Source organism: Leucobacter sp. G161, from assembly GCF_001482305.1.
In the GTDB taxonomy this organism is placed as follows: Bacteria; Actinomycetota; Actinomycetes; order Actinomycetales; family Microbacteriaceae; genus Leucobacter.
The window spans coordinates 72,171-97,753 of record NZ_LOHP01000043.1; the positions used below are offsets into that span (position 1 = coordinate 72,171).

21 protein-coding genes are annotated in these 25,583 nt (G+C 67.1%); 14 read left to right on the top strand and 7 right to left on the bottom strand.

The window, feature by feature from the left end:
* The first annotated feature begins 112 nt into the window (after window positions 1-112).
* Window positions 113-1,099, top strand: coding sequence for an arginase family protein (locus AUL38_RS03515; protein ID WP_083506551.1), 987 nt, complete (start codon window positions 113-115; stop codon window positions 1,097-1,099).
* A 55-nt stretch (window positions 1,100-1,154) separates the two neighbouring features.
* On the opposite strand, the gene AUL38_RS03520 is transcribed toward AUL38_RS03515, so the two are convergent.
* The 3 genes from AUL38_RS03520 to AUL38_RS03530 are packed head-to-tail and all read right to left on the bottom strand — an operon-like array spanning window position 1,155 to window position 3,209.
* Complete coding sequence (locus tag AUL38_RS03520; RefSeq protein WP_059059314.1) at window positions 1,155-1,517, bottom strand: hypothetical protein; 363 nt, start codon at window positions 1,515-1,517, stop codon at window positions 1,155-1,157.
* 50 nt (window positions 1,518-1,567) lie between these two features.
* Entirely contained in the window at window positions 1,568-2,374 is an 807-nt protein-coding gene (locus AUL38_RS03525; RefSeq protein ID WP_059059315.1) for a uracil-DNA glycosylase, read from the bottom strand.
* 1 nt (window position 2,375) lies between these two features.
* Entirely contained in the window at window positions 2,376-3,209 is an 834-nt protein-coding gene (locus tag AUL38_RS03530; protein ID WP_059059316.1) for an SDR family oxidoreductase, read from the bottom strand.
* A gap of 199 nt (window positions 3,210-3,408) precedes the next feature.
* Here AUL38_RS03530 and AUL38_RS03535 point away from each other — a divergent pair, with 199 nt between their 5' ends.
* From AUL38_RS03535 to AUL38_RS03565, 7 genes are all read left to right on the top strand, one after another.
* Complete coding sequence (locus AUL38_RS03535) at window positions 3,409-4,728, top strand: bifunctional o-acetylhomoserine/o-acetylserine sulfhydrylase (protein ID WP_059059317.1); 1,320 nt, start codon at window positions 3,409-3,411, stop codon at window positions 4,726-4,728.
* A gap of 136 nt (window positions 4,729-4,864) precedes the next feature.
* Entirely contained in the window at window positions 4,865-6,070 is a 1,206-nt protein-coding gene (locus AUL38_RS03540) for a homoserine O-acetyltransferase (protein WP_059059318.1), read from the top strand.
* A 125-nt stretch (window positions 6,071-6,195) separates the two neighbouring features.
* Window positions 6,196-7,233 carry a hypothetical protein gene (locus AUL38_RS03545; protein WP_059059319.1) on the top strand — a complete coding sequence of 346 codons (1,038 nt, stop codon included), beginning with the start codon at window positions 6,196-6,198 and terminating at the stop codon, window positions 7,231-7,233.
* A gap of 139 nt (window positions 7,234-7,372) precedes the next feature.
* Window positions 7,373-8,404 carry a hypothetical protein gene (locus AUL38_RS03550; RefSeq protein WP_059059320.1) on the top strand — a complete coding sequence of 344 codons (1,032 nt, stop codon included), beginning with the start codon at window positions 7,373-7,375 and terminating at the stop codon, window positions 8,402-8,404.
* Window positions 8,405-8,407: 3 nt separating this feature from the next.
* On the top strand, window positions 8,408-9,940 hold the full coding sequence (locus tag AUL38_RS03555) for a peptidoglycan-binding protein (protein ID WP_235590588.1): 1,533 nt from the start codon (window positions 8,408-8,410) through the stop codon (window positions 9,938-9,940).
* Between the two features lie 146 nt (window positions 9,941-10,086).
* Entirely contained in the window at window positions 10,087-10,767 is a 681-nt protein-coding gene (locus AUL38_RS03560; protein ID WP_083506559.1) for an ABC transporter ATP-binding protein, read from the top strand.
* A complete protein-coding gene (locus AUL38_RS03565; protein WP_083506552.1) occupies window positions 10,764-12,116 on the top strand; it encodes an ABC transporter permease in 1,353 nt (450 codons plus the stop codon). The genes AUL38_RS03560 and AUL38_RS03565 overlap by 4 nt, the downstream gene beginning before the upstream one ends.
* A gap of 202 nt (window positions 12,117-12,318) precedes the next feature.
* Here the strand turns inward: AUL38_RS03565 and AUL38_RS03570 are convergent, their stop codons facing one another.
* Both AUL38_RS03570 and AUL38_RS03575 read right to left on the bottom strand, forming a co-directional pair.
* Window positions 12,319-13,368 (bottom strand): hemolysin family protein, encoded by a 1,050-nt coding sequence (locus tag AUL38_RS03570; protein WP_059059321.1) that lies wholly within the window; start codon window positions 13,366-13,368, stop codon window positions 12,319-12,321.
* Window positions 13,365-14,708, bottom strand: a complete 1,344-nt coding sequence (locus AUL38_RS03575; protein ID WP_059059322.1) for a hemolysin family protein — start codon at window positions 14,706-14,708, stop codon at window positions 13,365-13,367. The genes AUL38_RS03570 and AUL38_RS03575 overlap by 4 nt, the downstream gene beginning before the upstream one ends.
* 242 nt (window positions 14,709-14,950) lie before the next feature.
* On the opposite strand from AUL38_RS03575, the gene AUL38_RS03580 reads away from it, so the two are divergent.
* The 6 genes from AUL38_RS03580 (at window position 14,951) to AUL38_RS03605 (ending at window position 23,383) form a co-directional block, all read left to right on the top strand.
* Window positions 14,951-18,682: a multifunctional oxoglutarate decarboxylase/oxoglutarate dehydrogenase thiamine pyrophosphate-binding subunit/dihydrolipoyllysine-residue succinyltransferase subunit gene (locus AUL38_RS03580; protein ID WP_059059323.1), complete on the top strand. Its 3,732-nt coding sequence runs from the start codon at window positions 14,951-14,953 to the stop codon at window positions 18,680-18,682.
* Between the two features lie 24 nt (window positions 18,683-18,706).
* Entirely contained in the window at window positions 18,707-19,729 is a 1,023-nt protein-coding gene (locus AUL38_RS03585; protein ID WP_059059324.1) for an agmatine/peptidylarginine deiminase, read from the top strand.
* A gap of 125 nt (window positions 19,730-19,854) precedes the next feature.
* The gene (locus AUL38_RS03590) at window positions 19,855-21,378 is read left to right on the top strand and encodes an aldehyde dehydrogenase (NADP(+)) (protein WP_059059325.1); all 1,524 of its coding nucleotides are present in this window, start codon (window positions 19,855-19,857) and stop codon (window positions 21,376-21,378) included.
* Between the two features lie 465 nt (window positions 21,379-21,843).
* Window positions 21,844-22,158 carry a PadR family transcriptional regulator gene (locus tag AUL38_RS03595; protein WP_059059326.1) on the top strand — a complete coding sequence of 105 codons (315 nt, stop codon included), beginning with the start codon at window positions 21,844-21,846 and terminating at the stop codon, window positions 22,156-22,158.
* Between the two features lie 78 nt (window positions 22,159-22,236).
* Window positions 22,237-22,944, top strand: a complete 708-nt coding sequence (locus tag AUL38_RS03600; RefSeq protein ID WP_059059327.1) for a hypothetical protein — start codon at window positions 22,237-22,239, stop codon at window positions 22,942-22,944.
* A 28-nt stretch (window positions 22,945-22,972) separates the two neighbouring features.
* Window positions 22,973-23,383 carry an META domain-containing protein gene (locus AUL38_RS03605; RefSeq protein ID WP_235590589.1) on the top strand — a complete coding sequence of 137 codons (411 nt, stop codon included), beginning with the start codon at window positions 22,973-22,975 and terminating at the stop codon, window positions 23,381-23,383.
* 100 nt (window positions 23,384-23,483) lie between these two features.
* On the opposite strand, the gene AUL38_RS03610 is transcribed toward AUL38_RS03605, so the two are convergent.
* Together AUL38_RS03610 and purH are read right to left on the bottom strand one after the other, a co-directional pair.
* Window positions 23,484-23,834 (bottom strand): hypothetical protein, encoded by a 351-nt coding sequence (locus tag AUL38_RS03610; protein WP_059059328.1) that lies wholly within the window; start codon window positions 23,832-23,834, stop codon window positions 23,484-23,486.
* Window positions 23,835-23,906: 72 nt separating this feature from the next.
* Window positions 23,907-25,571 (bottom strand): bifunctional phosphoribosylaminoimidazolecarboxamide formyltransferase/IMP cyclohydrolase, encoded by a 1,665-nt coding sequence (purH, locus tag AUL38_RS03615; RefSeq protein WP_059059329.1) that lies wholly within the window; start codon window positions 25,569-25,571, stop codon window positions 23,907-23,909.
* Between the last annotated feature and the right edge of the window lie 12 nt (window positions 25,572-25,583).

Genomic DNA, 25,583 nt, shown 5'->3' on the forward strand with positions numbered 1-25,583 from the left:
CCGCATCCGGGGCCCCGGCGGGGGCCGCCACCCAGCCCCAGTGTCCGGGATCCCGGACGTGGCCATCCGGCGTTCCCTGTCGCGCCGCGCCGACCGTTGCTACCGTGCAGGTATGAGCAACACGATCCCGCGACGCGCGCTTCCCACCGACCCGCTCTGGCCGCGCACGGGCGGATGGCAGGATCTCGCCGCCGCTGGGCCAGGTTCCATCGATCTCGCGGTGATCGGGATCCCCACCTCCCAGACCTCACTCTCCCCGACGAACGCACACGTCACCCCGGCAGCCGTGCGCGAGGCGTTGCGGAGGTATTCGAGTCACGTCGTCGCTGCCGGTGGGCCCGGCATGCCTGGCACGTTGGGGGGCCGGGGAACCGAGCCCGAACTCGTGCTCGACGAGGCGTTGCGGATCGTCGACGCCGGTGATGTGGCCGACCCCGACACCGAAGCGGGCGAGCTGCACGCGGCGACCGCCGTGCGCCAGCTCGCCGAACGCGCGGAGCTCGTGGTCGCGCTCGGCGGCGACAACGCCCTCACCGTGCCAGCCGCGGTCGGGGTTGCGGGCGACGCGCTGCCGCTCGCAGGCCTCATCACGCTCGACGCACACCACGACCTACGCGACGGGCGCTCGAACGGCTCGCCAGTGCGCCGGCTCGTCGAGGCGGGGCTCGACCCGAAGCGCATCGTGCAGATCGGCATCGCAGACTTCGCGAACTCGCGCGCCTACCGCGAGCGCGCCAAGGCGTGGGGCATCACGGTGATCCACCGCGACGAACTCTTCGAACGCCCGCTGCGGGAGATCGCGGCCGAGGCGCTCGCGATCGCGGGTGCAGGCGGCGGACCGATCCACGTGGATCTCGACGTCGACGTCTGCGACCGCTCGGTCGCGCCGGGCTGCCCAGCGTCGATTCCGGGCGGCATCCAGGCGCACGAGCTCAGGGCCTTCGCCCGGATGTTCGCGGCGGATCCCCGCGTACGCGGCATCGACATCGCCGAGGTCGATGCGACGGCGGACTCCCCCGACGGGCGCACCGTGCGGCTCGCGGCGCTCTGCGTGCTCGAGGCCGCGGCGGGCCTGGCTCAGCGACTCGGCCGCGACTGATCGCGGCGTACCGTCACTCGCGCGAGTTCGCCACCCCGCCCGCAGCGGCCGACTCCTAGCCGCCCATGCTGCGTGCGTACCCGGACCAGGCGAGAATGACCACGAGAAATACGAGCAGCGGTGCGGCCACGAGGATGCAGATCGCGGTCACCGCTGCGGCTCTGCGTTCCTTCCGCACAAACGAGGTAACCGCGAGCGAAATGCTGAGCACAGGGCCCGCGATCATGATGATCTGCCGCGCGATGTCTGCCGTCGCCCGAGTCGGGAACCCGTTCGAGGCGGTGAGCACGAACAGCACAATCGCACCGACCGACACCGCGAGTGCAGCTCGCCCAAACTTCGGGGTCACTCGGAGGGCTGGCGGCGGCGCAGCCTCGTTCATGCGGGCGAGCTGTTCCCAGCGCTGGTTCTGGTCCATAGCCTCAGTCTAAATTGTGCGCCATGCGTCGTCGGTCATCCCGCCCGGCGTCACGCACGCCAGTCGATCGGCGAAGCCCCCTGCACTGCGAGCGCTTCGTTGGCGCGGCTGAAGGGACGCGAGCCGAAGAAGCCGCGCGACGCCGAGAGGGGTGACGGGTGCACGCTCTCGATGCGCGGAGTGGCGCCGAGCAGCGGCGCGAGCGCGCGAGCGTCGTTGCCCCAGAGGATCGCTACGAGCGGCCCACCCCTGGCAACGAGTGCGCGGATCGCGAGTTCAGTCACCGTCTCCCAGCCGCGCCCGCGGTGGGACCCGGCCTCGCCGGCGCGCACCGTGAGCACACGGTTGAGCAGCAGCACGCCCGCGTCGGCCCACGCGGAGAGGTCTCCCGTGCGCTCGGGGGCGGCCCAGAAGTCCTCGCCAGACCAGTCCTCAGCTTCCAGGGCATCGTCGCCGCTGGCGGTGTCGGCACCGGCTTCGGTGCCCCGGGCAGCAGCGAGGTCAGCGTCGAGCTCCGTGAAGACATTCTTCAGGCTGCGGGGCAGCGGGCGCACATCAGCCGCGGTCGAGAACGACAGGCCGACGGCGTGGCCGGGCGTCGGGTACGGATCCTGACCGACGATGAGTACACGCACGGCCTCGAGCGGCCGTGCAAACGCGCGAAAGATCAGGTGCGGATCAGGCAGCACCTGCTCCCCCGCCGCGCGCTCCGCAGGGAGGAACTCGTCGAGCCCCGCGAGCGCCTCCTCCAGCCCGCCGGGGTGCTCAGAGGCCGCGTCGGCTGCGGCGAGCGCCTCGCCCCAGTCGGGGGCGATGCGACCGTCTGCGACGAGCTCCGCGAGCGACCAGGCGCCCACGCTAGCCCTTCGCCGTCAGCGGGCCACGGTGCGTGTGAAAGACACTCGACTGCGCGACAGGCCGCAGCACGATGAGGTCTTGGTTCACGTGCGGCGGCTGCTCGAATGCCCCGACGAGCACGCGCGCGACATCCTCGGCGGTGAGCGGGGTGACGTTCGCGTAGGGAACTGCGGCGGCCGCGGCGTCGCCGCGCAGCCGGTTCAGGGTGAACTCCTCCGTGTGCACGAGGCCGGGTGCGAGCTCCATGACGCGGATCGGCTCGCCGGCGAGCTCGAGCCGGAGCACCTCGGTGACGGCGTGCGCGGCGTACTTGGCGGCGTTGTAGCCGCCGCCTCCCGGGTAGGAAGCGAGCCCGGCGGTCGAGGTGAGGTTGAGGATCGACGCCCAGCCGTGCCCGGCGTCGACGCCGGTCGGACCGCCAGCGCCAGCGACCGCAGGCGCCGAAGCACCGCCGCCATCCCGGGTCGCCTCGCGCAGCACCGGCAGCAGCGCCGCGGTGACGTTGCGCAGCCCGATGACGTTCACCTCGAACATCCGCCGCCAGTCGTCGTTCAACGCGGTCTCGACCGGGTCAGCCCCGAGCGCCCCGCCGGCGTTGTTCACGAGCCCGGAAGCGCCGCCTGTGGCGCGCACCTCCTCAGCCATGAGCGCGACCTGTGCCTCGTCGGTGACGTCGCACTGAATGACGTGCGCGCCAGTCTCCTGCGCCAGCGCTTCAAGTTTGTCGAGACGCCTGGCGACCGCAACGGTCTCCCAGCCGAGCTCCGCGAAGCGGCGCACCGTTGCTGCCCCGATCCCTGAGCTCGCTCCCGTTACGACTACTCGTTTCGTCATCGTCACTCCTGTTCGTTCCGCCCGCCATGCGGTGCACTACCGGCGGCCCACGCTGGCCGCGCCCGCTTCGAGCCTAACGCGCAACATTACGGTTCGTGTCGGCCCCGATTGCGCGAAGCGGCCACACTTCCATACGCTCATATCAACACCACACCGAACTCACACCGAGCATCGACCACTGAACCTCCGGGAGCACACAATGACTGACAAGACCGCATGGGGCTTTGAGACCAAGCAGATCCACGCTGGCCAGGAGCCTGATCCGTCGACGGGATCGCGTGCGCTCCCGATCCATCAGACCACCGCGTACGTCTTCGAGAGCACCGAGCAGGCGGCGAACCGCTTCTCGCTCGCCGAGTTCGGCCCTATCTACACCCGCATCACGAACCCAACGCAGGGCGTCGCAGAGGATCGCCTCGCCGCCCTCGAGGGTGGCACCGCGGCCCTGCTCCTGTCGAGCGGCCAGGCGGCTTCGACGTTCGCCGTCCTCAACATCGCGAACGCGGGCGACCACATCGTCTCCTCTGCTGCGATCTACGGCGGCACCTACAACCTGTTCAAGTACTCGCTCGCGAAGCTCGGCATCGAGGTTACATTCGTTGAGGATCAGGATGACCCCGCAGCGTGGCAGCGCGCCGTTCGCCCGAACACGAAGCTGTTCTTCGCGGAATCCATCGCGAACCCACGCACGAAGATCCTCAACATTCGCGCGGTGGCCGATGTCGCACACGAGAACGACCTGCCGCTCATCATTGACAACACGGTCGCGAGCCCGTTCCTCATTCGTCCGTTCGAGCACGGTGCCGACATCATCGTGCACTCGGTCACGAAGTTCCTCGGCGGCCACGGCACCACCCTCGGCGGCGTCATCATCGACGGTGGCACGTTCCCCTGGTCGGAGCACGTCGATAAGTTCCCCGGACTCACCGAGCCCGATCCCTCATACAACGGCGTGAGCTACACGGGCGCCGTCGGCGACGGCATCGCCTACGTCATTAAGGCGCGCGTGCAGTTGCTCCGCGACCTCGGCTCGGCAATCGCACCGCAGAGCGCCTGGCAGCTGCTGCAGGGCGTCGAGACGCTCTCGCTGCGCATGGAGCGGCACACGCAGAACGCGCAGAGCGTCGCCGAGTGGCTCGACCAGCACACTGACGTCGCGAGCGTCTACTACGCGGGCCTCCCGACCGATCCGAGCTACGCTGCAGCAAACACCTACGCCCCGAAGGGCGTTGGCGCGGTGCTCTCGTTCGAGCTCAAGGGCGGCGTCGAGGCCGGCAAGGCGTTCGTGAACAGCCTCGAACTGTTCAGCCACGTCGCAAACATCGGTGACGTGCGCTCGCTCGTGATCCACCCCGCGTCGACCACGCACTCGCAGCTCACCCCCGAGCAGCAGCTCTCGGGCGGGGTCACCCCCGGCCTCGTGCGCCTCTCGATCGGCCTCGAGCACATCGACGACATCAAGGCTGACCTCGAGGTCGGCTTCGCAGCTGCTCGGAAGGTCGTTGCCGCGGCAGCGTAGCTTCTGCGTGTGGTGTGCAGCGCCGCCGGCCCGGATTTCCGGTTCGGCGGCGCTGTTGTGCGCGCACCCGGCGTTCACGGTGCGGCGTCCGTAACAATCGCACGCCGTGCGCGAAACCAGGCCACAATAGGGAGTTATGGATTGGCAGACTCCCGAGGACTCGTTCCCGACCGACTTCATCACTGACGCGCAGCTGCGCGCGCTCATGGGTCGGCCGCCGATCTCGGGCGGTTGGCGCGACGGGGATCCGGTTGGGAACCGCGAGTTCCTGTCGATTGGCGCGGTCACGACCGAGGCCGGCGAGGAGCTCCCGCACGTGCGGATCGCCTACGAGACGTTCGGTGAACTGAATGACAGGCGCGACAACGCGATCCTTGTCTTCCACGCGCTCACGGGCGACAGCCATCTCATGGGCGCTGCCGGCCCCGGGCATCCGACCGACGGCTGGTGGAGCGAGATCGTCGGCCCCGGCCGCCCGCTCGACACCGACAAGTACTGCATTATTGCGCCGAACATTCTGGGCGGGTGTCAGGGGACGACCGGGCCAGGCTCGCTCTCGCCTGAACACCGCGAGTGGGGCGCGAGCTTCCCCTACCTGACGATCCGCGACCAGGTCGCCGCGACGACCCGTTTCGCTGACGCGCTCGGAGTGGATCGCTTCGCGGCAGTCATCGGTGGATCGATGGGCGGCATGCACGCCCTCGAGTGGGGCATCACGAACCCAGACCGCACGTCACGCCTCGCGGTCATCGCGGCGCCGCCGGTGACGACGGCCGACCAGATCGGGCTGAATCTCGTGCAGCTCGAGGCGATCCGCTCGGATCCCGCATACCACGGTGGCGACTACTACGACTCCCCCGATGGCATCGGCCCGCACCACGGCCTCGCGACCGCGCGACGGCTCGCGCTGCTCAACTACCGCAGCAACACCGAGCTCGACGAGCGCTTCGGGCGCTCCTGGCAGTCGGCCGTGAGCCCGCTCGGCGGTGGCGGCCGCTTTGCCGTCGAGTCCTACCTCGACTTTCACGGCAACAAGTTCACGCGCCGCTTCGACGCGAACAGTTACGTCACGCTCGTGCAGGCGATGAACTCGCACGACGTCGGTCGCGGCCGCGGTGGCGTGCGCGCGGCGCTGCAGACCCTCGAGCTCCCGACGCTTGTGCTCGGCATTCCAAGCGACCGGCTCTTCACGATCGAAGGGCAAGACGAGATCGCGCAGCACACCCCTGGCAGCCTCGACGGCAGGCAGGCGACGCGCATTGAGTCGCCGTACGGCCACGACTCCTTCCTCATCGAGTTCGAGCTCGTCGGGGCGCAGCTCACGCGGCTGCTCGCCACCTAGGGGCCCAGCGGCGCCCCCTGGGAACTCGCGCAGAGCAGACACCACGAGCAACTCAGCACAACACCTGTGTGGTAAATTCTTGCAGATCGGTTTTCCAGCACGCACGAGGTGAGCGAGGTAGCTCCATGTCCCGACGACCCATCCGCCCCCTGTCCACGACCGCCGGAGCAGCTATCACGCTCGCCCTCGCGGTAGCCCTGGCAGGGTGCTCGAGCGACACAGCGGAACCGTCCGCCGACGAATCACCGCTCAACGACTACCTGTCGGCCATTTGGGGCGAGCAGGAGTGGGATGAGGATCGCGCCGAGGCCCAGCAGCTCGAGATCGAGGAACTCACAGCCGCCTGCATGCAGCGAGAGGGCTTCGAATACGTGCCGTACACCGGAAATGCCTCATTCACCATGGGCGACGAAGACGGGCCCGAGTGGGGTACCCGCGAGTTCGCAGAGCAGTACGGCTACGGGGCCGTCGATTCCCCCGGACGCACATCCGCTGAGGACGACGCGAGCACAGACCCGGATCCCAACGAGGCCTACGTCAACTCGCTGAGCGAGTCCGAGCAGCAAGCGTACTGGGAGACGCTGTATGGCCCCGAGCCCACCGACGAAGACATCGCCGCCATGGACGACGATTCCGACGCATCTGCCTGGCGCCCCTCGGGTTGCAACGGGGATGCAGCGCTCGAGGTGTACGAGGGTGAGGGCAGCATCGGGCAAATGGACGAGGATCCCGGGTTCGCCGATCTGTTCGTAGCCATGCAAGACATGTGGGATCGCCTGTACGGTGAGGATGAACGGCCCGAGGAGCTTCGGCAGCTCGAGGCGCGGTGGGCCGACTGTATGGGTGAGGCCGGGTTCGGAGACTTCGCGACTGTGCAGGGCGCGAGCACGAGCATCTTCGATGAGCTGAACACGCTGTGGGGTGCGGGGTCCGAAACGCCCGACGAGGAGCCGTCAGCACCCGACGACGCCGCACTCGCTGACCTGCGCGAGCGGGAGATCGCGCTTGCGACTGCGGATTTCACCTGCAGGGAGTCCATCGGCTACGACGCCGAGTTCGAACGGCTTCGTATCGCCACCGAGCGGGAGTTCGTCACCGAGCACCAGAGCACCCTCGACGCTCTGATTGCCAAGTACGAGGGGCAGGCGGAAAACGCGGGTTGAGCCTCCGTTTTGACCGCGGTTGCATCACAATGGTTACGACTCGCTGGTAAACCCCTCGGAAGAGACGGAGCCGGTTGGTTTGTGTGCTAACTTTCAAATTCATCACTGGCCCCCTGCCCCGTCTGATAGAGGTTCTCCAATGACCCGCAGAGCTCGCACAGCGCTCCTTCCCATTACTGCAATCGCCGCGGCGGTTGCGCTCACCCTTTCCGGCTGCTCGGCGTCGTCCGAGAAGGCTCCCGAGATGGAGGAAGGCCCGCTGGGCAAGTACCTCGCCGCGTTGTCAGAGGGCGAGGAGTGGAACGAAGAAGACGCAGAGGCGCAGAACCTCAAGGTCGAGGAGGCCGTTGCCGCCTGCATGCAGAAGGAGGGCTTCGAATACGAGCCCGACGTGCAGAGTATGAGCTTCAGCTCGGGTGAGGACGAGGAGGGGCCCCAGTGGGGCACCAAGGAGTTCGCAGAGCAGTACGGCTACGGCGTGACCGATTTCCCCGGTAGAGAAGCCATGGAGGAGTCCTCCTCCAGCCAGGAATACGTCAACGTCAACCAGGAGTACATCGACGCGCTGAGCGAGTCCGAGCGGAACGCGTTCTACGAGACGCTGCACGGGCCCCAGCCCACCGGGGAAGAGTGGGCGGAGATGGAGGAATCGGGTGAGGGCTACTCCCCCGATCCGTCCGAGCAGGGATGCTACGGCAACGCCTACCTGCAGGTGGCAGAGGAGGAGGGCGGCAGTCAAGCCGCTTGGAACGATCCTGAGTTTGCCGAGCTGTTCGAGGCAATGAGCAACGTGTGGGACCAGTCGGGGAGCGAGGACGTCCAGAAGCTCGACACCGAGTGGGCCAGCTGCATGGCAGACGCGGGATACCCCGACTTCAAGACGAGCGACGACGCTCAGAACTCGATCTACGAGGCGCAGAACGCTCTCTACAACTACGAGGAGCTCGCCGAGGATGAGATGCCAGAGGAGCCGAAGAAGGAAGACGTCGACAAGGTCAAGAAGCAGGAGATCGAGCTGGCCGTCACCGACTTCGAGTGCAAGCAGAAGGTGAAGTACGACGAAACGCTGGCCAAGGCTAGCCACGCCGCCGAGCAGAAGTTCGTCGACGAGCACAAGGCCGATCTCGACGCGTTGCTCGCGAAGTACGCCACCAAGTCAAAGGACAAGTAACCCGTGGCTTTCAGACGGCGACGCACAGGCGCCGATACCTCCGCGAGCGAACAGCCGGGCCTCGAGCAATCGGACGGAGACACGACACCGACGACCGTTGCAGAGACCCCCGACGACGAGCTTGACTCGCCATCGGGCTCCGGGTCCGCCGCGGATCCCACGAAAAAGGTGCGCGTTCCGTGGACGGGCAGGCGACTCGTCGCCCTCATCGCCGCGGTCGCTGTGGCATCGCTGCTGCTGGGCATCATCGTCATGCAGTTCATCGTGTCGCCCGCAACGCTCGCGGCCCGCACCGAAGCCCCTGAGCCGGGCCCGGTCACCGCGCCCGTCGAGAACAAGGTGCTCGAGAACACCGTCGTGCTCCGTGGCGAGGTCGGCTATGCCGACTCGGTTGCGGTCACCATTGACGCGGCAGGCGGTGAATCAAAGGCGGTCGTGACTGGCCAGGTTCCGGCTGTGGGCGCAGTCTTCAACGCGGGCAACGTCGCGCTCGAGGTTGCTGGCCGCCCCGTCATCGTCATGCCGGGAGAGCTTCCCGCGTACCGAAATCTGAGCATTGGCATGCGCGGCCCCGACGTCACCCAGCTCAAGCAGGCACTGTCGGCGCTGGGCTACGCCACTGGCGATTTGAACACGGACACCTTCGACTGGGACACCGCGGCCGGTCTCGGCGCGCTCTACGAACAGCTCGGTTACACCGCGGCGACGGGCGGCGCGGAAACTCAGGAGATGCTCCGCAGCGCCGAACGCGCCGTTCGCGACGCAAACGTATCTGCTGCTCAAGCGCAGGCAACCCTCGACGAAGCGCGCGCTGCGAAGTCCCCGAGCGTCGCAGGCGAGCAGGCCGCGGCAACCGCCGCATGGGAGGCCGTCAACGACGCCCAGGAGGCGCTTGGCGAGGCCCAGGCAGCAGTGCTGCCGACCCTGCCCGCCGGCGAAGCGCTCTTCCTGTCGGGTCTCCCCCGGCGTGTGGACGAGGTATCGGTGAAGCGCGGCGATGTGCTCTCTGGCTCCCCGATGAGCGTCTCCGGCGCGACGCTGTCGATCACGGGCACCGTCTCGAAGCAGGATGCAGATCTCCTCTCCGAGGGACTCGTCGCGCAGTTCTCATCGCCCGGCGGAGCGGATCTCACCGCAAAGGTGAAGGCGGTCACCGCGCCCAAGAGCGGCGGCGGCAACTCTGAAAACGGCGAGGGCGGTGGCGGCGACGCTGCTGGTGCGGCCCGCTACACCGTCGAGCTCGAACCCGTTGATCTCTCGAACGAGCAGATCGACGAGCTGCGCGGGGCGAACGTACGGCTGCGGATCCCAGTAGCGTCAACGGACGGCGAGGTCATCGCAGTGCCGATCGCCGCACTCTCCGCGGGTTCAGGCGGCGAAGACCGCGTCGAGCTGCTGATCGATGTGCGGGACGGCCACAATGCGGAGACCGAGACCATCGTTGTCGAGGCTGGTCTCGCCGCCGACGGGTTCGTAGAGATCACGAGCGACGACGAGCGGCTCACCGCCGGCGCAAAGGTCGTGGTCGGCAGGTGAGCAGCCTCGATGAACTCTTCCGGGAGGACCAGCCCGCACCCGACGTGACTGACAGCCCCGCCCCGGAGGGCGCGCCAGGCGACCCTGAGGAGGAGCCCACGCTCGCGGAGGCAGCGACGCCGCAGCGGCCCGACATCGGCGATCCCCTGTATCCGGGGCCCATCGCGGAGCTCACCAGCGTGACCCGGTTTTTTCCCGGGCCACCCCCGGTGAACGCGTTGCGCGGCATCGACCTCACGGTCGAGCGCGGGGACTACCTGGCGATCATCGGACCGTCGGGCTCGGGCAAGTCGACAATGCTCAACACGCTCGGACTCCTCGATCGACCAAGCACGGGAACGTTCCTCTTTGAGGGCATCGATGTTGCTGGGCTGAGCGAAGACGAGCGTGCGGGGCTGCGCGCCCGCGCCATCGGCTTCGTGTTCCAGTCCTTCCACCTCATGCCGACACGCACGGTGCTCGAGAACGTCATGCTCGCGGGCACCTACGCCGGGCTGAGCAGGGACGAGCGCGAACCGCTCGCACGACGCGCGCTCGAGCGCGTCGGTTTGTCCCACCGCATTGACTTCACACCGAACACGCTCTCGGGAGGTGAGCGGCAACGCGTCGCGATCGCCCGTGCGGTGTGCACGTCTCCGCGGCTGCTACTCGCCGACGAACCCACCGGCAACCTCGAGCGCGCAAATTCCGAGTCGGTCATGCGCCTCTTTGGCGAGCTGTCTGCCGACGGCCTCACGATTGTCATGATCACCCACGACGAGGCGGTCGCTCAGGCGGCCGGCCGACGGGTGCGGATCAACGACGGAGAGCTCACGGTGCTCGAATGACGTCCGATACGAAGCGGCCCTCGCGACGCTCCAGAAAACGCGAGACAGCTGCTGACGACGCCCCCAAGCAGCCTGGCAGGCTCCGCTCGTTCTTCACGCGAAAGCGGAAGGCCGACCCCTCCGGCCCGAAGGTCGCACCCGCAACGGTGTCGTGGCGCGATCTCTTCCGAGAGTCGCTCGAGGGTGTCGGGGCGCGCCCGTCGCGGCTACTCATCACGCTCGCGGGCACCGTCCTCGGTATCGCTTCGCTCGTCGCGACGATCGGCTTCGCCCAGACCGCTGGCGGGCAGATCGCGCAGCAGTTCGATGCGCTCGCGGCGACACGCGTCACGGTCGAGCCCGGCACGGCGAAGGCTGCTGGCGGCAAGGAACGCTCAACCTCTCGGCTGCCCTGGGACGCGGTGGATCGGGTGAGCACTCTTGCTGGCGTCGAGCACTCCGCCCTCTACGCAAAAGTGGAGAGCGTCAAGGACGTGACCACGGTGCAGGTCAATGATCCTTCCGCAGCGGCGAAGGCTCCCCCGCCCGTCGTGGCGGCCTCACCCGAGCTGCTCGACACCGTGGCTGGCACGATCGGCATGGGTCGGTTCTTCGACGCCGGACACGACGAACGGCGTGACCGTGTCGTCGTGCTCGGCAAGGAGGCCGCGGAGCGCCTCGGCGTGAACCGCGTCACCGGCCAGCCCGCGATCTTTATCGAGGATCGCGCGTACACCGTCATCGGCATCCTAGATAAGGTGGGCACCCGCAACACGCTGCTCGACTCCGTCATCGTTCCGGTGAGCACGGCGCGCGGCGAACTCGGGTTGACCGCTGCCACCAGTCTCGATATCCGTATTGCGGTCGGGGCCGGCGAGGTGGTTGCCAGGCAGGCGCCAATCGCGCTCGACCCGAACGCCCCAGACGCGTTCAAGGTCGCGGCGCCGTCGAACTCAAACTCGCTCCGCGAGGGCGTGGAGGCAGATGTCAACGTGCTGTTCCTCGCGATCGGTATTGTTGCGCTCATCGGCGGCGGCATTGGCATCGCCAGCGTGACCCTCATGTCGGTGAGTGAACGCAGGGGCGAAATCGGTCTCCGGAGAGCCCTCGGCGCGCGCACACGCGACATCGCGAGACAGTTCATGATCGAGTCCGTCGCGACCGGCGTGCTCGGCGGCCTCATGGGTGTTGTGGTCGGACTGTTTGCGCTCATCGGGGTGTGTCTCGTGCAGCAGTGGACGCCCGTGATCGCTCCATGGGCGGCACCGCTCGGTGTGGCCGTTGGCGCGCTCGTCGGCCTCGCCGCTGGCAGCTATCCCGCGGTGAAGGCGGCACGCATCGACCCGGTCGACGCGCTCCGCGACGCCTAGCTCCTCCCGCTCACCCGCCGAGCCAAGCCGGCACAACCGACTCGCAATTGAGGGTGTTCCGGCAACCCTGAAGAGCGCTCAGCAGACATGTCCTCAGCGAGGTCAGGATCGTTCGGCAGCGGAAACATCCTGACCTCGCCGAAAACATGTCTGTTCGGCGCTCGTGGTCGCTGAGGTCCACACCCTCAACTGCGAAGCGCCGTTACTCCCCGTAGCGCTGGCGTCGGGTCGCATCCTGAATCTCACCGACGAGTTCCTCGATGACGTCTTCCAGGAAGACGGCTCCGAGCTCGGTCCCTGCCCCGTCGACGATGCGTGCCATGTGGATCCCGCGCCGCTGCATGTGCGACAGCACGTCCTCGAGTTCCGAGTCGACGCGCATGGTCACCATTTCGCGCACCCGCTTGGGCGGAATCGGCTCGTCAATCCACCGCTCACTGATGCGCACCAGGTCCTTGATGTGCGCGTACCCAACGAGGCCGCCAGCGGCGTCCACAATCGGATAGCGCGAGAACCCGTGTCGCGCGACGGCGGCTTCGACATCCGCTGGCGTCGCCCCAGGCTGCAGCACCACGAGGCGGTCAACGGGCACGAGCACGTCACCGGCGCGCTTCGAGGTGAACTCGAACGCCGCGGTGAGTGCACCACTCCGATCCTCAAGCACACCCTCGCGGCGCGAGTGGTCGACGATGCTCGCGACCTCCTCGAGCGTGAAGGTGCTCGTGGTCTCTGATTTCGGCTCGACCTTGAACATGCGCAGCACGCCGTTCGCGATCGCATTCAGCGCCGTGATGATTGGGCGCAGCAGCCGCGAGATCGCGACGAGCGGCGGCGCGAGCAGCAGCACGGCACGATCGGGCAGCGTGAAGGCGGCGTTCTTCGGCACCATCTCGCCGAACACGACGTGCAGGTAGGTCACGATGAGCAGGGTGAGTGCGAAGGCGCTCACACTCGCTACTTCGACGCTCATGCCGGTCCATTCGAGTGGTCCGGCGAGCAGGTGGTGGATCGCGGGTTCGGAGACGTTCAGGATCACGAGCGAGCACACGGTGATGCCGAGCTGACAGGTCGCGAGCATCAGGGTCGCGTGTTCCATCGCGAACAGCGCGGTCTTCGCGCGCTTCGACCCCGCTTCGGCGCGTGGTTCGATCTGCGAGCGTCGCGCTGAGCTCACGGCGAACTCCGCAGCAACAAAGAAGGCGTTGGCTGCGAGCAGCAGCACGAGCCAGACAATTCCAAGCCAGTCGCTCACGAGCGTGCCCCCTCTCCGTTGTCGGCGGCGGTGTCGCCGTCGGGCTCGGGCGCCGCAAAGTAACGCAGCCGAGCGATTCGGCGTCCGTCCATGCGTTCGACCCTGAGCGTTGCGCCGTCGGGCAGCACCACTTCGTCACCTGGCTCTGGGATCTGGCCGAGCTCGAGCAGTACGTACCCGGCGGCGGTGTCATAGTCGTCGGCCTCCGGGATCTCGATCCCGGTCTGCTCACGAAGCTCGTCGGGACGAAGGTCTGCCGGGAACGTCATTTCGTTGGCGGTGCCGACGACCCCTGCGGCGGAGCGATCGTGTTCATCGGACACCTCGCCGATGATTTCCTCGACAAGGTCCTCGAGTGTGACGAGCCCTGCCGTACCGCCGTACTCGTCGACGACGATGGCGAGCTGGTAGCCGGAGGCGCGCAGCTGCTCGAGGAGCTGGTCGACGCGCAGCGTCTCGGGCACGCGGAGGGACTCCTCGGCGAGCGCGGCGACCGGGACGTCGGCCCGCTTGGAGCGTGGCACTGCGACGGCCTGCTTCACGTGCACGACGCCAACGACGTCGTCGCGGTCCTCGTCGATGACGGGAAAGCGGGAGAAGCCCGTACGTCCGGAGAGTTCGAGCACGGCCTGCGCGGATTCGAGCCGTTGGATGCTCTCCATGCGCAGTCGCGGGGTCATGACGTCGGCCGCGGTGAGCTCAGCGAAGTGGAGCGTGCGGTCGAGCAGCGTGGCCGTGTCGGCTTCAAGCAGACCTGCGCTCGCCGAGTGCCGTACGAGCGAGGAGAGCTCCTGAGCCGAGCGCGCCCCCGACAGTTCTTCCTTTGGTTCGATGCCGATCCAGCGGAGGATCCCGTTTGCGCTGCCGTTGAGCAGCTTCACCGCCGGGCGGAACACCGCGGTGAAGCCTGCCTGCAGCGGCATCACGAGCCGCGCAGTGGCGAGTGGCTTCGAGATCGCGAAGTTCTTGGGCACCAGCTCGCCGACGATCATCGAGAAGATCGTTGCGACGATCACCGCGAGCGGCACGCTGATCACGCGAAGCAGCTCGGGCGGGAGCCCCACAGCGCTGAGCGGCCCGGCGATCGCGCCGCTGATGACCGGTTCAAGCAGGTATCCGGCGAGCAGCGTCGTGAGGGTGATTCCGAGCTGCGCGCTCGACAGGTGCGTCGAGGTGTGCGAGAGACCGCGAATCACGCCGTCGAGTCCGCGCTCGCCATCGCCACGCCGGCGTTCGAGGTCTTGTCGGTCGAGCGCGACGAGCGAAAACTCCGCTGCAACGAACACGCCGGTACCGAAAGTTAAGAGAATTCCCAGGCCGAGTTGCATCCACTCGCTCATACGAGAACCGTATTACATAAGGAGAACCGCGCAAATGCGCGGCAAATACTCGGAGGGTCTGCGGGTCTTCGGGGGTCTGCTTCCATGATTGCTCCACTTTATCAGCGAGAATGCCGACTTCGGCGCGGGAAAGGCGTAGGCTTATACAGTGTGCGATGGCGAACCGTTATCCAGGGTCGCGCCGCCGGATACAGCGGCACTTCTTGCACGAGAAAACAACACTCACGGGAGAGGAAGTCGCTTTGTCAGAGCGCTCGGAAACCACCTCACAGGACGGTTCCGCAGAAGATTTTGGTGCGAATGCTTGGCTCGTCGATGAGATGTACAAACAGTACGTCGTCGACAAGAACTCGGTAGACCCGGCTTGGTGGCCGACTCTCGAGAAATTTGCAGCGTCGCAATCCGCAGTTCAATCGCAGACGGCTCCCGCGCCGCCGGCAGCCTCAGCGACATCGGCACCGCCGCCGACGGTCCCCGCTGCCCAGGCCGCACACGCCGCTCCGAGCACCGGGGCCGCGACGCAGCCCGCTCGGACCACGAACGTGGCTCCCCGCACCGCGCCCATCCCGGCCGATGCTCCTCGCAAGCCTTCGACGACCGCGGCTGCCGCGGAAGACGACACTGCGCAAGACCAGTTCACGGTCTTCAAGGGCATGGCTCGCACGCTGTCGAAGAACATGGACGCGAGCCTCACCGTGCCGACCGCCACCAGCGTGCGCACGGTCCCGGCGAAGCTCCTCATCGACAACCGAATCGTGATCAACAGCCACCTCCGGCGCAGCCGCGGCGGCAAGGTGTCGTTCACGCACCTCATCGGTTGGGCGCTCATCCAGGCGCTCAAGGCGCACCCGGCGCAGAACGTCGCATACACCGAGGTTGACGGCAAGCCCGGCGTCGTTGCTCCGGCGCACGTCGGTCTCGGTATCGCGATCGACCTGCCCAAGCCTGACGGTACCCGCTCGCTCATGGTGCCCTCGATCAAGTACGCGGAGACGCTCGATTTCAACGAGTACCTGGCCGCGTACGAAGACCTCGTGAAGCGTGCGCGTGACAACAAGCTCACCGCGACCGATTTCCAGGGAACGACGCTGTCGCTCACGAACCCCGGCGGCATCGGCACCGTGCACTCGGTGCCGCGCCTCATGAACGGCCAGGGCTCGATCATCGGCGCTGGCGCGCTCGAGTACCCGGCAGAGTTCCAGGGCGCATCCGAGGAAGTCCTGTCGAACCTCGGCATCTCGAAGACAATCACGCTCACCAGCACCTACGATCACCGCGTGATCCAGGGCGCTGGCTCGGGCGAGTTCCTGAAGGCTGTCCACGAGCGCCTCGCTGGTGGCCACAACTTCTACGAAGAGGTCTTCGCGGCGCTCCGTATCCCGTACAAGCCGATCCAGTGGGCGCAGGACATCCACGTTGACGTCTCGGGCGCGATTGGCAAGTCTGCCCGCGTGCAGGAGCTCATCAACGCGTTCCGCGTGCGCGGCCACCTCATGGCCGACGTCGATCCGCTCGAGTACGTGCAGCGTACGCATCCCGACCTCGAGATCGAAAGCCACGGGCTGACGTTCTGGGATCTCGACCGCGAGTTCGTCACGGGCGGCATCGGCGGCAAGCCGACGATGAAGCTCCGCGACATCCTCGGTGTGCTCCGCGACACGTACTGCCGCAAGATCGGCGTTGAGTACATGCACATCCAGGATCCCGAAGAGCGGATCTGGCTGCGCAACCAGCTTGAGGTGCCCTACGCGAAGCCGAGCTCCGAGGAGCAGGTCCGTATCCTGGAGAAGCTCAACGAGGCCGAGGCCTTTGAGACCTTCCTGCAGACGAAGTACGTCGGTCAGAAGCGCTTCAGCCTGGAGGGCGGCGAGTCCGTCATCCCGTTGCTCGACGCGATGCTCATCGATGCCGCAGAGGACGGCGTCGACTCCGTCGACATCGGCATGGCACACCGCGGCCGCCTGAACGTGCTCTCGAACATCGCGGGCAAGACCTACGGGCAGATCTTCCGCGAGTTCGAGGGAACCGCGCAGAAGACAGGCTCGGGCGACGTGAAGTACCACCTTGGCACCTCCGGAGTCTTCACCGCTCCGAACGGTACGCAGGTGCCGATCCACCTCGCAGCGAACCCGTCGCACCTGGAGACCGTCAACGGCGTCCTCGAGGGCATCGTGCGCGCGAAGCAGGATCTCAAGCCGATCGGCTCGTTCACCACGCTCCCGATCCTCATTCACGGCGACGCCGCGATGGCCGGCCAGGGTGTCGTCTACGAGACGCTGCAGATGTCGCAGCTGCGCGGCTACCGCACCGGCGGCACCGTGCACATCATCATCAACAACCAGGTCGGCTTCACGACGCTGCCGCTCGACTCGCGCACGGGTATCTACTCGACCGACGTCGGCAAGGTTGTGCAGGCACCGATCTTCCATGTGAACGGCGACGACCCCGAGTCGGTCGTGCGCGTGGCGCAGCTCGCATATGAGTTCCGCCAGAAGTTCCACAAGGACGTCATCGTCGATCTCATCTGCTACCGCCGTCGCGGTCACAATGAGGGCGACGACCCGTCGATGACCCAGCCGCTCATGACTGACCTCATCGAGGCGAAGCGCTCAACGCGTCGTCTGTACTCCGAGGGACTCGTCGGACGCGGTGACATCACGCAGGAGCAGTACGAGACCGCGAAGCAGGACTTCCAGAGCCGCCTCGAGCAGGCGTTCATGGAAACCCATGCCGCGCAGACCGGCTCGATCCCCGTGATCGACCAGTCGGGTATCGCCGAGCGCGAGGAGCCGGGCCAGATCTCTGGCGAGGTGCTCGACACGGCCGTGCCGACCGAGGTCATTCACCGCATCGGTGACGCGCACGCGAACACCCCTGAGGGCTTCACTGTGCACCGCAAGCTGCAGCAGCTGCTCGCGAAGCGTAAGGACATGAGCCGTTCCGGCGAGATCGACTGGGGCTTTGGCGAGCTGCTCGCACTCGGCTCGCTGCTGATGGAGGGCACTCCGGTGCGCTTCGCCGGCCAGGACGCTCGTCGCGGCACCTTCACCCAGCGCCACGCGGTCTTCCACGATCGCGAGAACGGTCAGGAATGGCTGCCACTGCTGAACCTCTCCGAGGATCAGGCACGCTTCTGGATCTACGATTCGCTGCTCAGCGAGTACGCGGCGCTCGCGTTCGAGTACGGTTACTCCCTGCAGCGGGAAGACGCGCTCGTGCTCTGGGAGGCGCAGTTCGGTGACTTCGTGAACACGGCACAGGCCGTGATCGACGAGTACATCGCCGCCGCCGAGCAGAAGTGGGGCCAGCAGGCGTCGCTCGTGATGCTGCTCCCCCACGGCTACGAGGGCCAGGGCCCCGACCACTCGTCGGGCCGCATTGAGCGCTTCCTGCAGCTGTGCGCGGAGGACAACATGATTGTCACTCGCCCGTCCACGCCGGCGAACTACTTCCATCTGCTCCGCCGCCAGGCGTACGCTCGCCCGCGCAAGCCGCTGGTGGTCTTCACGCCCAAGTCGATGCTCCGCCTGCGCGGCGCGACTTCGAGCGTCGAGGACTTCACGACCGGGCATTTCCAGCCCGTGATCGATGACCCGCATGTCACCGACCGGAACGCCGTGCAGCGTGTGATCCTCACCTCGGGGAAGGTCTACTACGACCTCGAGGGTGCCCTCACGAAGACGCCGGATCCCCGTGTCTCGGTGGTCCGCGTCGAGCAGTACTACCCGATGCCGGTCATCGACCTCACCCGCATCATCGCGAGCTACCCGAATGCGGAGCTCGTGTGGGTGCAGGACGAGCCTGAGAACCAGGGCGCATGGCCCTTCATCTCGCTCGTGCTGGCGAAGCACCTCGCGAACGACCGCATCCGTGTGGTTTCGCGTGCGGCTTCCGCGGCTCCGTCGACGGGTTCGGCGAAGGTACACGCAGTCGAGCAGGAAGCGCTCCTCGCAGAAGCGCTCCGCTTCGACTAATTCGGGACATAGAGGGGACCAGGAATGACCACATGGCGTATGCCAATCGAAGGCCAACCGCAGGAGCGGATCTGGCTTGCGTGGCCAACTGCTGGCTACACACTCGGTGATACCGAGGCAGAGGTAGAGAGCGCCCGCACCACGTGGGCCGCTGTCGCCAACGCCGCGAGCGAGTTCGAGAGCGTGACCGTGGTCGTGAACCCCGGCGACGAGGCGATCGCAGCCCGATACTTGTCGGGCCAGATCGATCGCCTTGTCGCTCCCCTGAACGACGCCTGGATGCGCGACATCGGGCCGAGTTTCGTGATCGGTGACGATGGCACCCTGGGCGCGGTGAACTTCAAGTTCAACGGCTGGGGCGGCCAGGATTGGGCCGAGTGGGACAAGGACGAGCACATCGGCCGGATCATCGCCGAGGCAGCTGGCGCCACGCTCGTCGACTCGGAAATGACGAACGAGGGCGGCGGGATCCAGGTCGACGGCACCGGCCGCGTCGTGCTCACGGAGACCGTGCAGCTGGATCCGGGCCGCAACCCGGGCTGGACGAAGCAGCAGGTTGAGCGGGAGCTTGCCCGCACCATCGGTACCGACCGCGCGATCTGGCTGCCGCGCGGGCTCACCCGCGATCACGACACGTTCGGTACGCGCGGACACTCAGATATCCTCGCCGCATTTACGACGCCCGACATGCTGCTCATGCACCGGCAGGATGCGCTCTCCCACCCCGACCACGAGATCGCACGCGCGAACCGCGAGGTCGTCGAGCGCTACAGGGACGATCATTCGGACCAGTTCGAGATCGTGGATCTCCCCGCGCCCGAGACACTCCGCGACGAGGAAGGCTTCGTCGATTACAGCTACATCAACCACCTGGTCGTGAACGGCGGCGTGCTCGCCTGCGCGTTCGATGACCCAGCGGATGATCGTGCACTCGGTGTGCTCCGCGAGGCATACCCGGGCCGCGAGGTTGTGGCGATCGACGCCCGCCCGCTGTTTGCGCGCGGCGGCGGCATCCACTGCATCACGCAGCAGCAACCCGCGCTGTAGTCGGGAGCAGCGCCCGGGTCTGTCCCGGGACACTCCCACCCCAACCCTGTACAATGTCACATGACGATTGATTGGCGCGCAGCGAAGCGAGCGCCGCGATCCACCACCACGCAAAGGAACGATAGATGACCGAGAGCACTCTCACCCCCGAGCTCGAAGCAGTGGTCGCCGGCGCAGCCGCCGCCGCGCCCGCATACGCAGCACTCACCCCGGCAGAGCGCGCACGCGTGCTCGTCGCACTCGGCGACGCGCTCGAGGCAGCGAAGCCGCGCCTCGTCGAGATCGCCATGCGCGAGACCGGCCTCACCGAGGCCCGCCTGAACGGCGAGGTCACCCGCACCGCCGTGCAGCTGCGCCTGTTCTCGGAGACCATCATGGACGGCTCCTACCTCGACGCGCGCATCGACTACGCTGACCCAGAGTTCGTGCTCGGCCCGCGCCCCGATATCCGTCGCACGCACATCCCGCTCGGCCCGGTCATCAACTTCTCCGCGTCGAACTTCCCGTTCGCGTTCTCCGTGCTCGGCGGCGATACCGCGTCGATCCTCGCGGCAGGTTGCCCTGTCATCGTGAAGGCACACTCGGGCCACCCCGAGCTCTCGGACGCGACCGCAGAGGTCGCGCGCGAAGCCCTCGCCTCGGTCGGCGCCCCCGAGGGTGTGTTCAGCCTCATCCACGGTCGCGAGGCTGGCGTCTCGGTACTCAAGGACCCCCGCATCAAGGCGGGCTCGTTCACCGGCTCGATCGGCGTCGGCCGCCTGCTCACCGACATCGCTGCGGCTCGCCCCACCCCGATCCCCTTCTACGGCGAGCTGGGCTCCGTGAACCCGGTGTTCATCACCGCAGACGCCATCGCCGAGCGCGCGAGCGACATCGCGTCGGGCCTCATCACCAGCGTCGCCGGCTCGGCGGGCCAGCTCTGCACGAAGCCCGGGTTCATCTTCGTCCCGGCCGGCTCCGCCCTCCCCGAGGCTATTGCTGCTGCTGCCGGCGAGCTCCCCGAGCACCGCCTGCTTGACCCCCGCATCGCGCAGAGCTTCAACGAGCGCCGCGACGCGATTCTCGGTACTGCCGGCGTGACCGCAGTCATCCCCGGCGGCGTGCGCTTCGACGACGCCGGCCAGGGCTGGGCATCGCCGACCGTCGTGAGCGTCTCACTCGAGAACTTCCGCGCGGGCCACGCCTCGCTCGTCGAGGAGGCCTTCGGTCCCCTCACGATCCTCGTCGAGACCCCCGAGGGCACCGACCTCGCAGCGCTCATGCCAGAGTTCTACGAGGGCAACCTCTCGGGCACGATCCACATTGGCGCTGACGAGGCAACCGGCACGACCGCGAACGCGGGCGAGCTACGTGCGCTCGTCACGGCGCTCAGCAAGCAGGTTGGCCGCGTGCTGTTCAACGGCTGGTCGACCGGCGTCGCGGTCACCCCCGCGCAGCAGCACGGCGGCCCGTGGCCCGCAACGAGCAACGACGCGAGCACCTCGGTCGGCACCTCGGCGATCAAGCGCTTCCTGCGCCCGGTCGCGTTCCAGAACGTTCCCGCAGCGTTCCTCCCCGAGGCGCTGCGCGACGACAACCCGCTCGGCCTGCCGCAGGCGATCTCGCCCGCGGGCCAGTCGGGCGACTGGGGCAGCCAGTACCGCGGCTAGTCTGCGGCGCTGCTCGTTTGCGCTGATCTCGCTTCACCACAGGCGGCCCACCCCTTTACGGGGTGGGCCGCCTGTGCGTTAGCGCTGTGCGGGGCCTGCCAGGGCGCTACACCCCTCCCCTTTTGCAGGTGCAGACCCTCAGCGAGTACAAACGCTGACCCGCCTCAATCTCAGCTAGCAGAAACGCCGACCTGCCATGACCTCAGCGAGGTCATGATTCTTGTGCTGCAAATCACTCCTGACTTCGCTGAGGTCATGTCTTGTGAGCGATTCAGGCTGGCGCCTCCTCGCCCTGGGCGTGTGCGGCCGCGGGGAGAAGGAGCCGTCCTGATTACAGTCAAGGTTCCGCCATTGACGCTATCTTGCGACGCATGGTAGCTTGTGACACATGCTAGATGATGTCACTACTCAGCTCCGCAGGGGCGTCGTCGGTATTGCGTCCTGGGCCTCCTCGCTACCGAGCCCATGTACGGCTGGCAGCTCGCCTCCGCGCTCACCGAGCGCGGACTCATCGCGAGCATCGGCACACTGTATCCACTCCTTGGCAGGCTACGCGACCGTGAACTCATTGTCGCGTTCGAGCAGCCGCACGACCCCGACACCGACACCCGCGCCGCGCCAGGCGCGGCTCCCGTTTCTACGCCTGCACCGAGCGGCGGCCCCACCCGCAAGTACTATCGCCTCACGCCCCTGGGCGAGAGGCACCTTGAGAGCTTTCGCGAGCAGTGGGGCCCCTTCACGGCGAACGTGAGCGAGATCATCGCGCGAGACACACCATGAGCGCCGTCTTCGCAGCCGACAGGCCTCCTTCCCCTTCCCAGCAAACCCCACGTAGTCGTCTCCCCGAAATGAGCGAACATGCACGATGACCTCCACCCAGCACCGGCGCTCACCGAGTACCTCGAGAAACTCGACGCGGCGGTGCAGCACCTCCCGCACGGCCTGGCGCGTGATCTCACAGCAGAGATCACCGCTCAGCTCAGCAACTTGGACGAGGAGGAGCTCGCGCAGCACATCGCACTCCTCGGGCCCCCGGAAACCGTCGCGCAGGCCGCCCTTGACGCCGCCGAGCAGACACTCCCTGCGGACCCCTTTGGAGCGCAGGCCGCACCCGCACCCGCCGCCAGCCCTCAACCACTCACCGCTACTCGGGGCTATGCGATCGCAGCGGTGATCATACTCGGGATCGGCGGCATTGTCCTGCCGTTCGTCGGCTGGTTCATCGGCGCCACCCTGGTCGGAACGAGCAAGCTCTGGCGCACCAAGGAAAAGCTCGTAGGCATCTTGGCGACACCCGCGATGGTGGTGTTGGTGTTGGTCGCGTTCCTCATCATCGGCGCGCTGCAGGGTGGCGAGCCCGCTGCTTCCGCGGCAGGCCTCTCCGGGACAGCCTTCCACGGGCCCAGCGATGAGGACTTTACGAAGAATCCGCTCCTGCCATCGGTGTATGACGGTCTCTGGTCGACGATGTTCCTCTGGATATTTGTCTTCGCTCCGCTCTCGGCGCTGTGGCTCTTCCTTCGGCTGCGTGGTCGCCGCACACCCTCAGACAACTCGCTGGTTTGATCGGAAGTAGATAGGTTACGCTGAGATTATGATGATCTCTCGCACCGCTCCTCGCAGCCTCAAGACCCGTGGCGCCACTGCCGCAGCCCTCCTCGGCGCGGCAGCGCTGCTCCTCACCGCGTGCTCCGGAACGGCTTCCGTCTCAGACACGAGCTGGGGTAAGCTCGACACCCGCGGGGAGGCGTCGATGACGTTCACCGCCGACGGCGCAGCGCACGGCTCCGACGGCTGCAACATTGTGAACGGCAAGTGGACCGAGGAGAAGGGCACCGTAAAGCTCGGCCAGCTCGCCTCCACCATGATGTTCTGTGAGGGCGTAGACACGTGGCTCACCGGCGCGGCGACCGCCGTCGCAGAGGGAGATACCCTCACCTTCAGCGACGAGGCTGGCAAGGAAATTGGCTCGCTCAAGAAGACCGAGTTCACGGCGCCGAAGTAGCGCACGAAAAACAGCGAAAGGGCGGGTGTGGATCACTGATCCACACCCGCCCTTCTGCGTGTGAGCCGGTCGGCTCGAAAGCCGGCCTAGCGCCGCAGGGTTACCAAGCGACCGCGAGCACCACGTTCAGCACAGAGAGGCCGAGGATCGCACCGAGCACGCCGCCCGACACGCTGGTCTTCTTCTTGTTCACGAGTGCGACGACGATGATCGCGACGAGCACGAGCGTCTTCACGCCGATCTTCATGTTGTTCGGCTCGCCGCCCATGGCGTACATCATGCCGACGAGGCCGAGACCGGTCGCGAGCATGAGCCAGGAGCTGTGCAGGATGCCGCCGGAGACCTTCGCGACACCGTCCTTCACCTTCGGCAGCTGCGCAATGGTCGCACCTGCGACGCCCGCGAAGCCGATGATATGCAGGATCAGCAGGATGTTTCGTACGATTTCCATGAGACTGTTCCCCCTTCAGTTAGTGATTCGATGTGGATGACCGGCTCCAGGCCGGAACGTATTGGGGCGATCCTAGTGGAAGAAGTGCCGCTCGCCCGTGAAGTACATGGTGACGCCCGCGGCCTCGGCCGCAGCGATGACCTCCTCGTCGCGCACCGATCCACCGGGCTGCACGACTGCGCGGACGCCTGCGTCGAGCAGCACCTGGAGGCCGTCGGCGAACGGGAAGAACGCGTCGGACGCAGCAACCGCGCCGGTCGCACGATCCCCCGCGCGTGACACCGCGAGGCGGCAGGAGTCCACCCGGTTGACCTGACCCATGCCAACCCCGACGGAAGCACCGCCCTGCGTCAGCAGGATGCCGTTCGACTTCACCGCGCGGCGCGCGCGCCATGCGAACTCGAGCTCGGCGAGCGTCTCTGCGTCAGCGGCCTCGCCCGCGGCGAGGGTCCACTCGGCTGCGGGGGCGAAGTGGCGATCCGCATCCTGGATGAGGAAGCCGCCGGAGACCTGCTTGAGCTCGACGGGGTTCTGCGCGTAGCCCTCGGGCAGCACGAGCAGGCGAACGTTCTTCTTCTGCGCGAGGATCGCGAGCGCCGCGGGCTCGAAGCCCGGCGCGATGATGACCTCAGTGAAGATCTCGGAGACGGTCTTCGCCATGCCCTCGGTGACGACGCGGTTCGCGGCGATCACTCCGCCGAACGCCGAGACCGGGTCGCAGGCGTGCGCGAGCTCGTGCGCGGCCGCGATGGGGTCAGCCGCGCCCTCGGGAGCCACCGCGACGCCGCACGGGTTCGCGTGCTTGATGATCGCGACGGCCGGGCGCTCGTGGTCGAACGCGGCACGGAGCGCGGCGTCGGCGTCAACGTAGTTGTTGTACGACATCTCCTTGCCGTGCAGCTGCTCGGCCTGCGCGATGCCGACACCCTCGTTCTCGCTGAAGAGCGCCGCACGCTGGTGGCTGTTCTCGCCGTAGCGCAGCACCGACTCGCGCAGCCCGAAGACCTCGTATCCGACGTAGCCCTCGCTCGTGGCGAAGATGCTGTCAATCTCGTCGGTGTCAACGAAGGGCTCGGCGGGGCCGTCTGCGGCCTCAGCCCAGCCGGCGTCCTGCTGGTCGAGGAACCAGTTCGCGACCGCACCGTCATACTGCGCGGTGTGCACAAAGGCGTCGGTGGCGAGCGTGCGGCGCAGCTCGAGCGTGGTGCCGCCAGCCTGGACCGCCGCGATGACCTCGTCGTACCGGCCTGGCGAGACGACGATCGCGGCGTTGGCGTGGTTCTTTGCGGTTGCGCGAACCATGGCGGGGCCGCCAATGTCGACGTTCTCAACGATGTCGGCAGCAGGCTTGCCTGCGGCGACCGTCTGCTCGAACGGGTAGAGGTTCACAACGACAAGCTCGAACGGCGAGAAGCCGAGCGCTTCGAGCTGCTCGCGGTGGTCAGCGAGGCGCAGGTCGGCGAGCAGGCCCGAGTGCACGGCGGGGTGCAGCGTCTTCACGCGACCGTCGAGGGCTTCAGCGAAGCCGGTGACCTCGGAGACGTCGGTCACCTGATGGCCTGCGTCACGGATCGTCGCCGCGGTCGAGCCGGTGGACACGATCTCGACGCCCGCGCCGGCGAGCGCTTCCGCGAGCTCGAGCAGCCCGGTCTTGTCGCTCACCGAGATGAGCGCGCGCTTCACCTCGATGAGGTCGCGGTGCTCGTACTTGCTCGGATCGTGGCTCTGGACTGCCATGGGGCTCCTTGG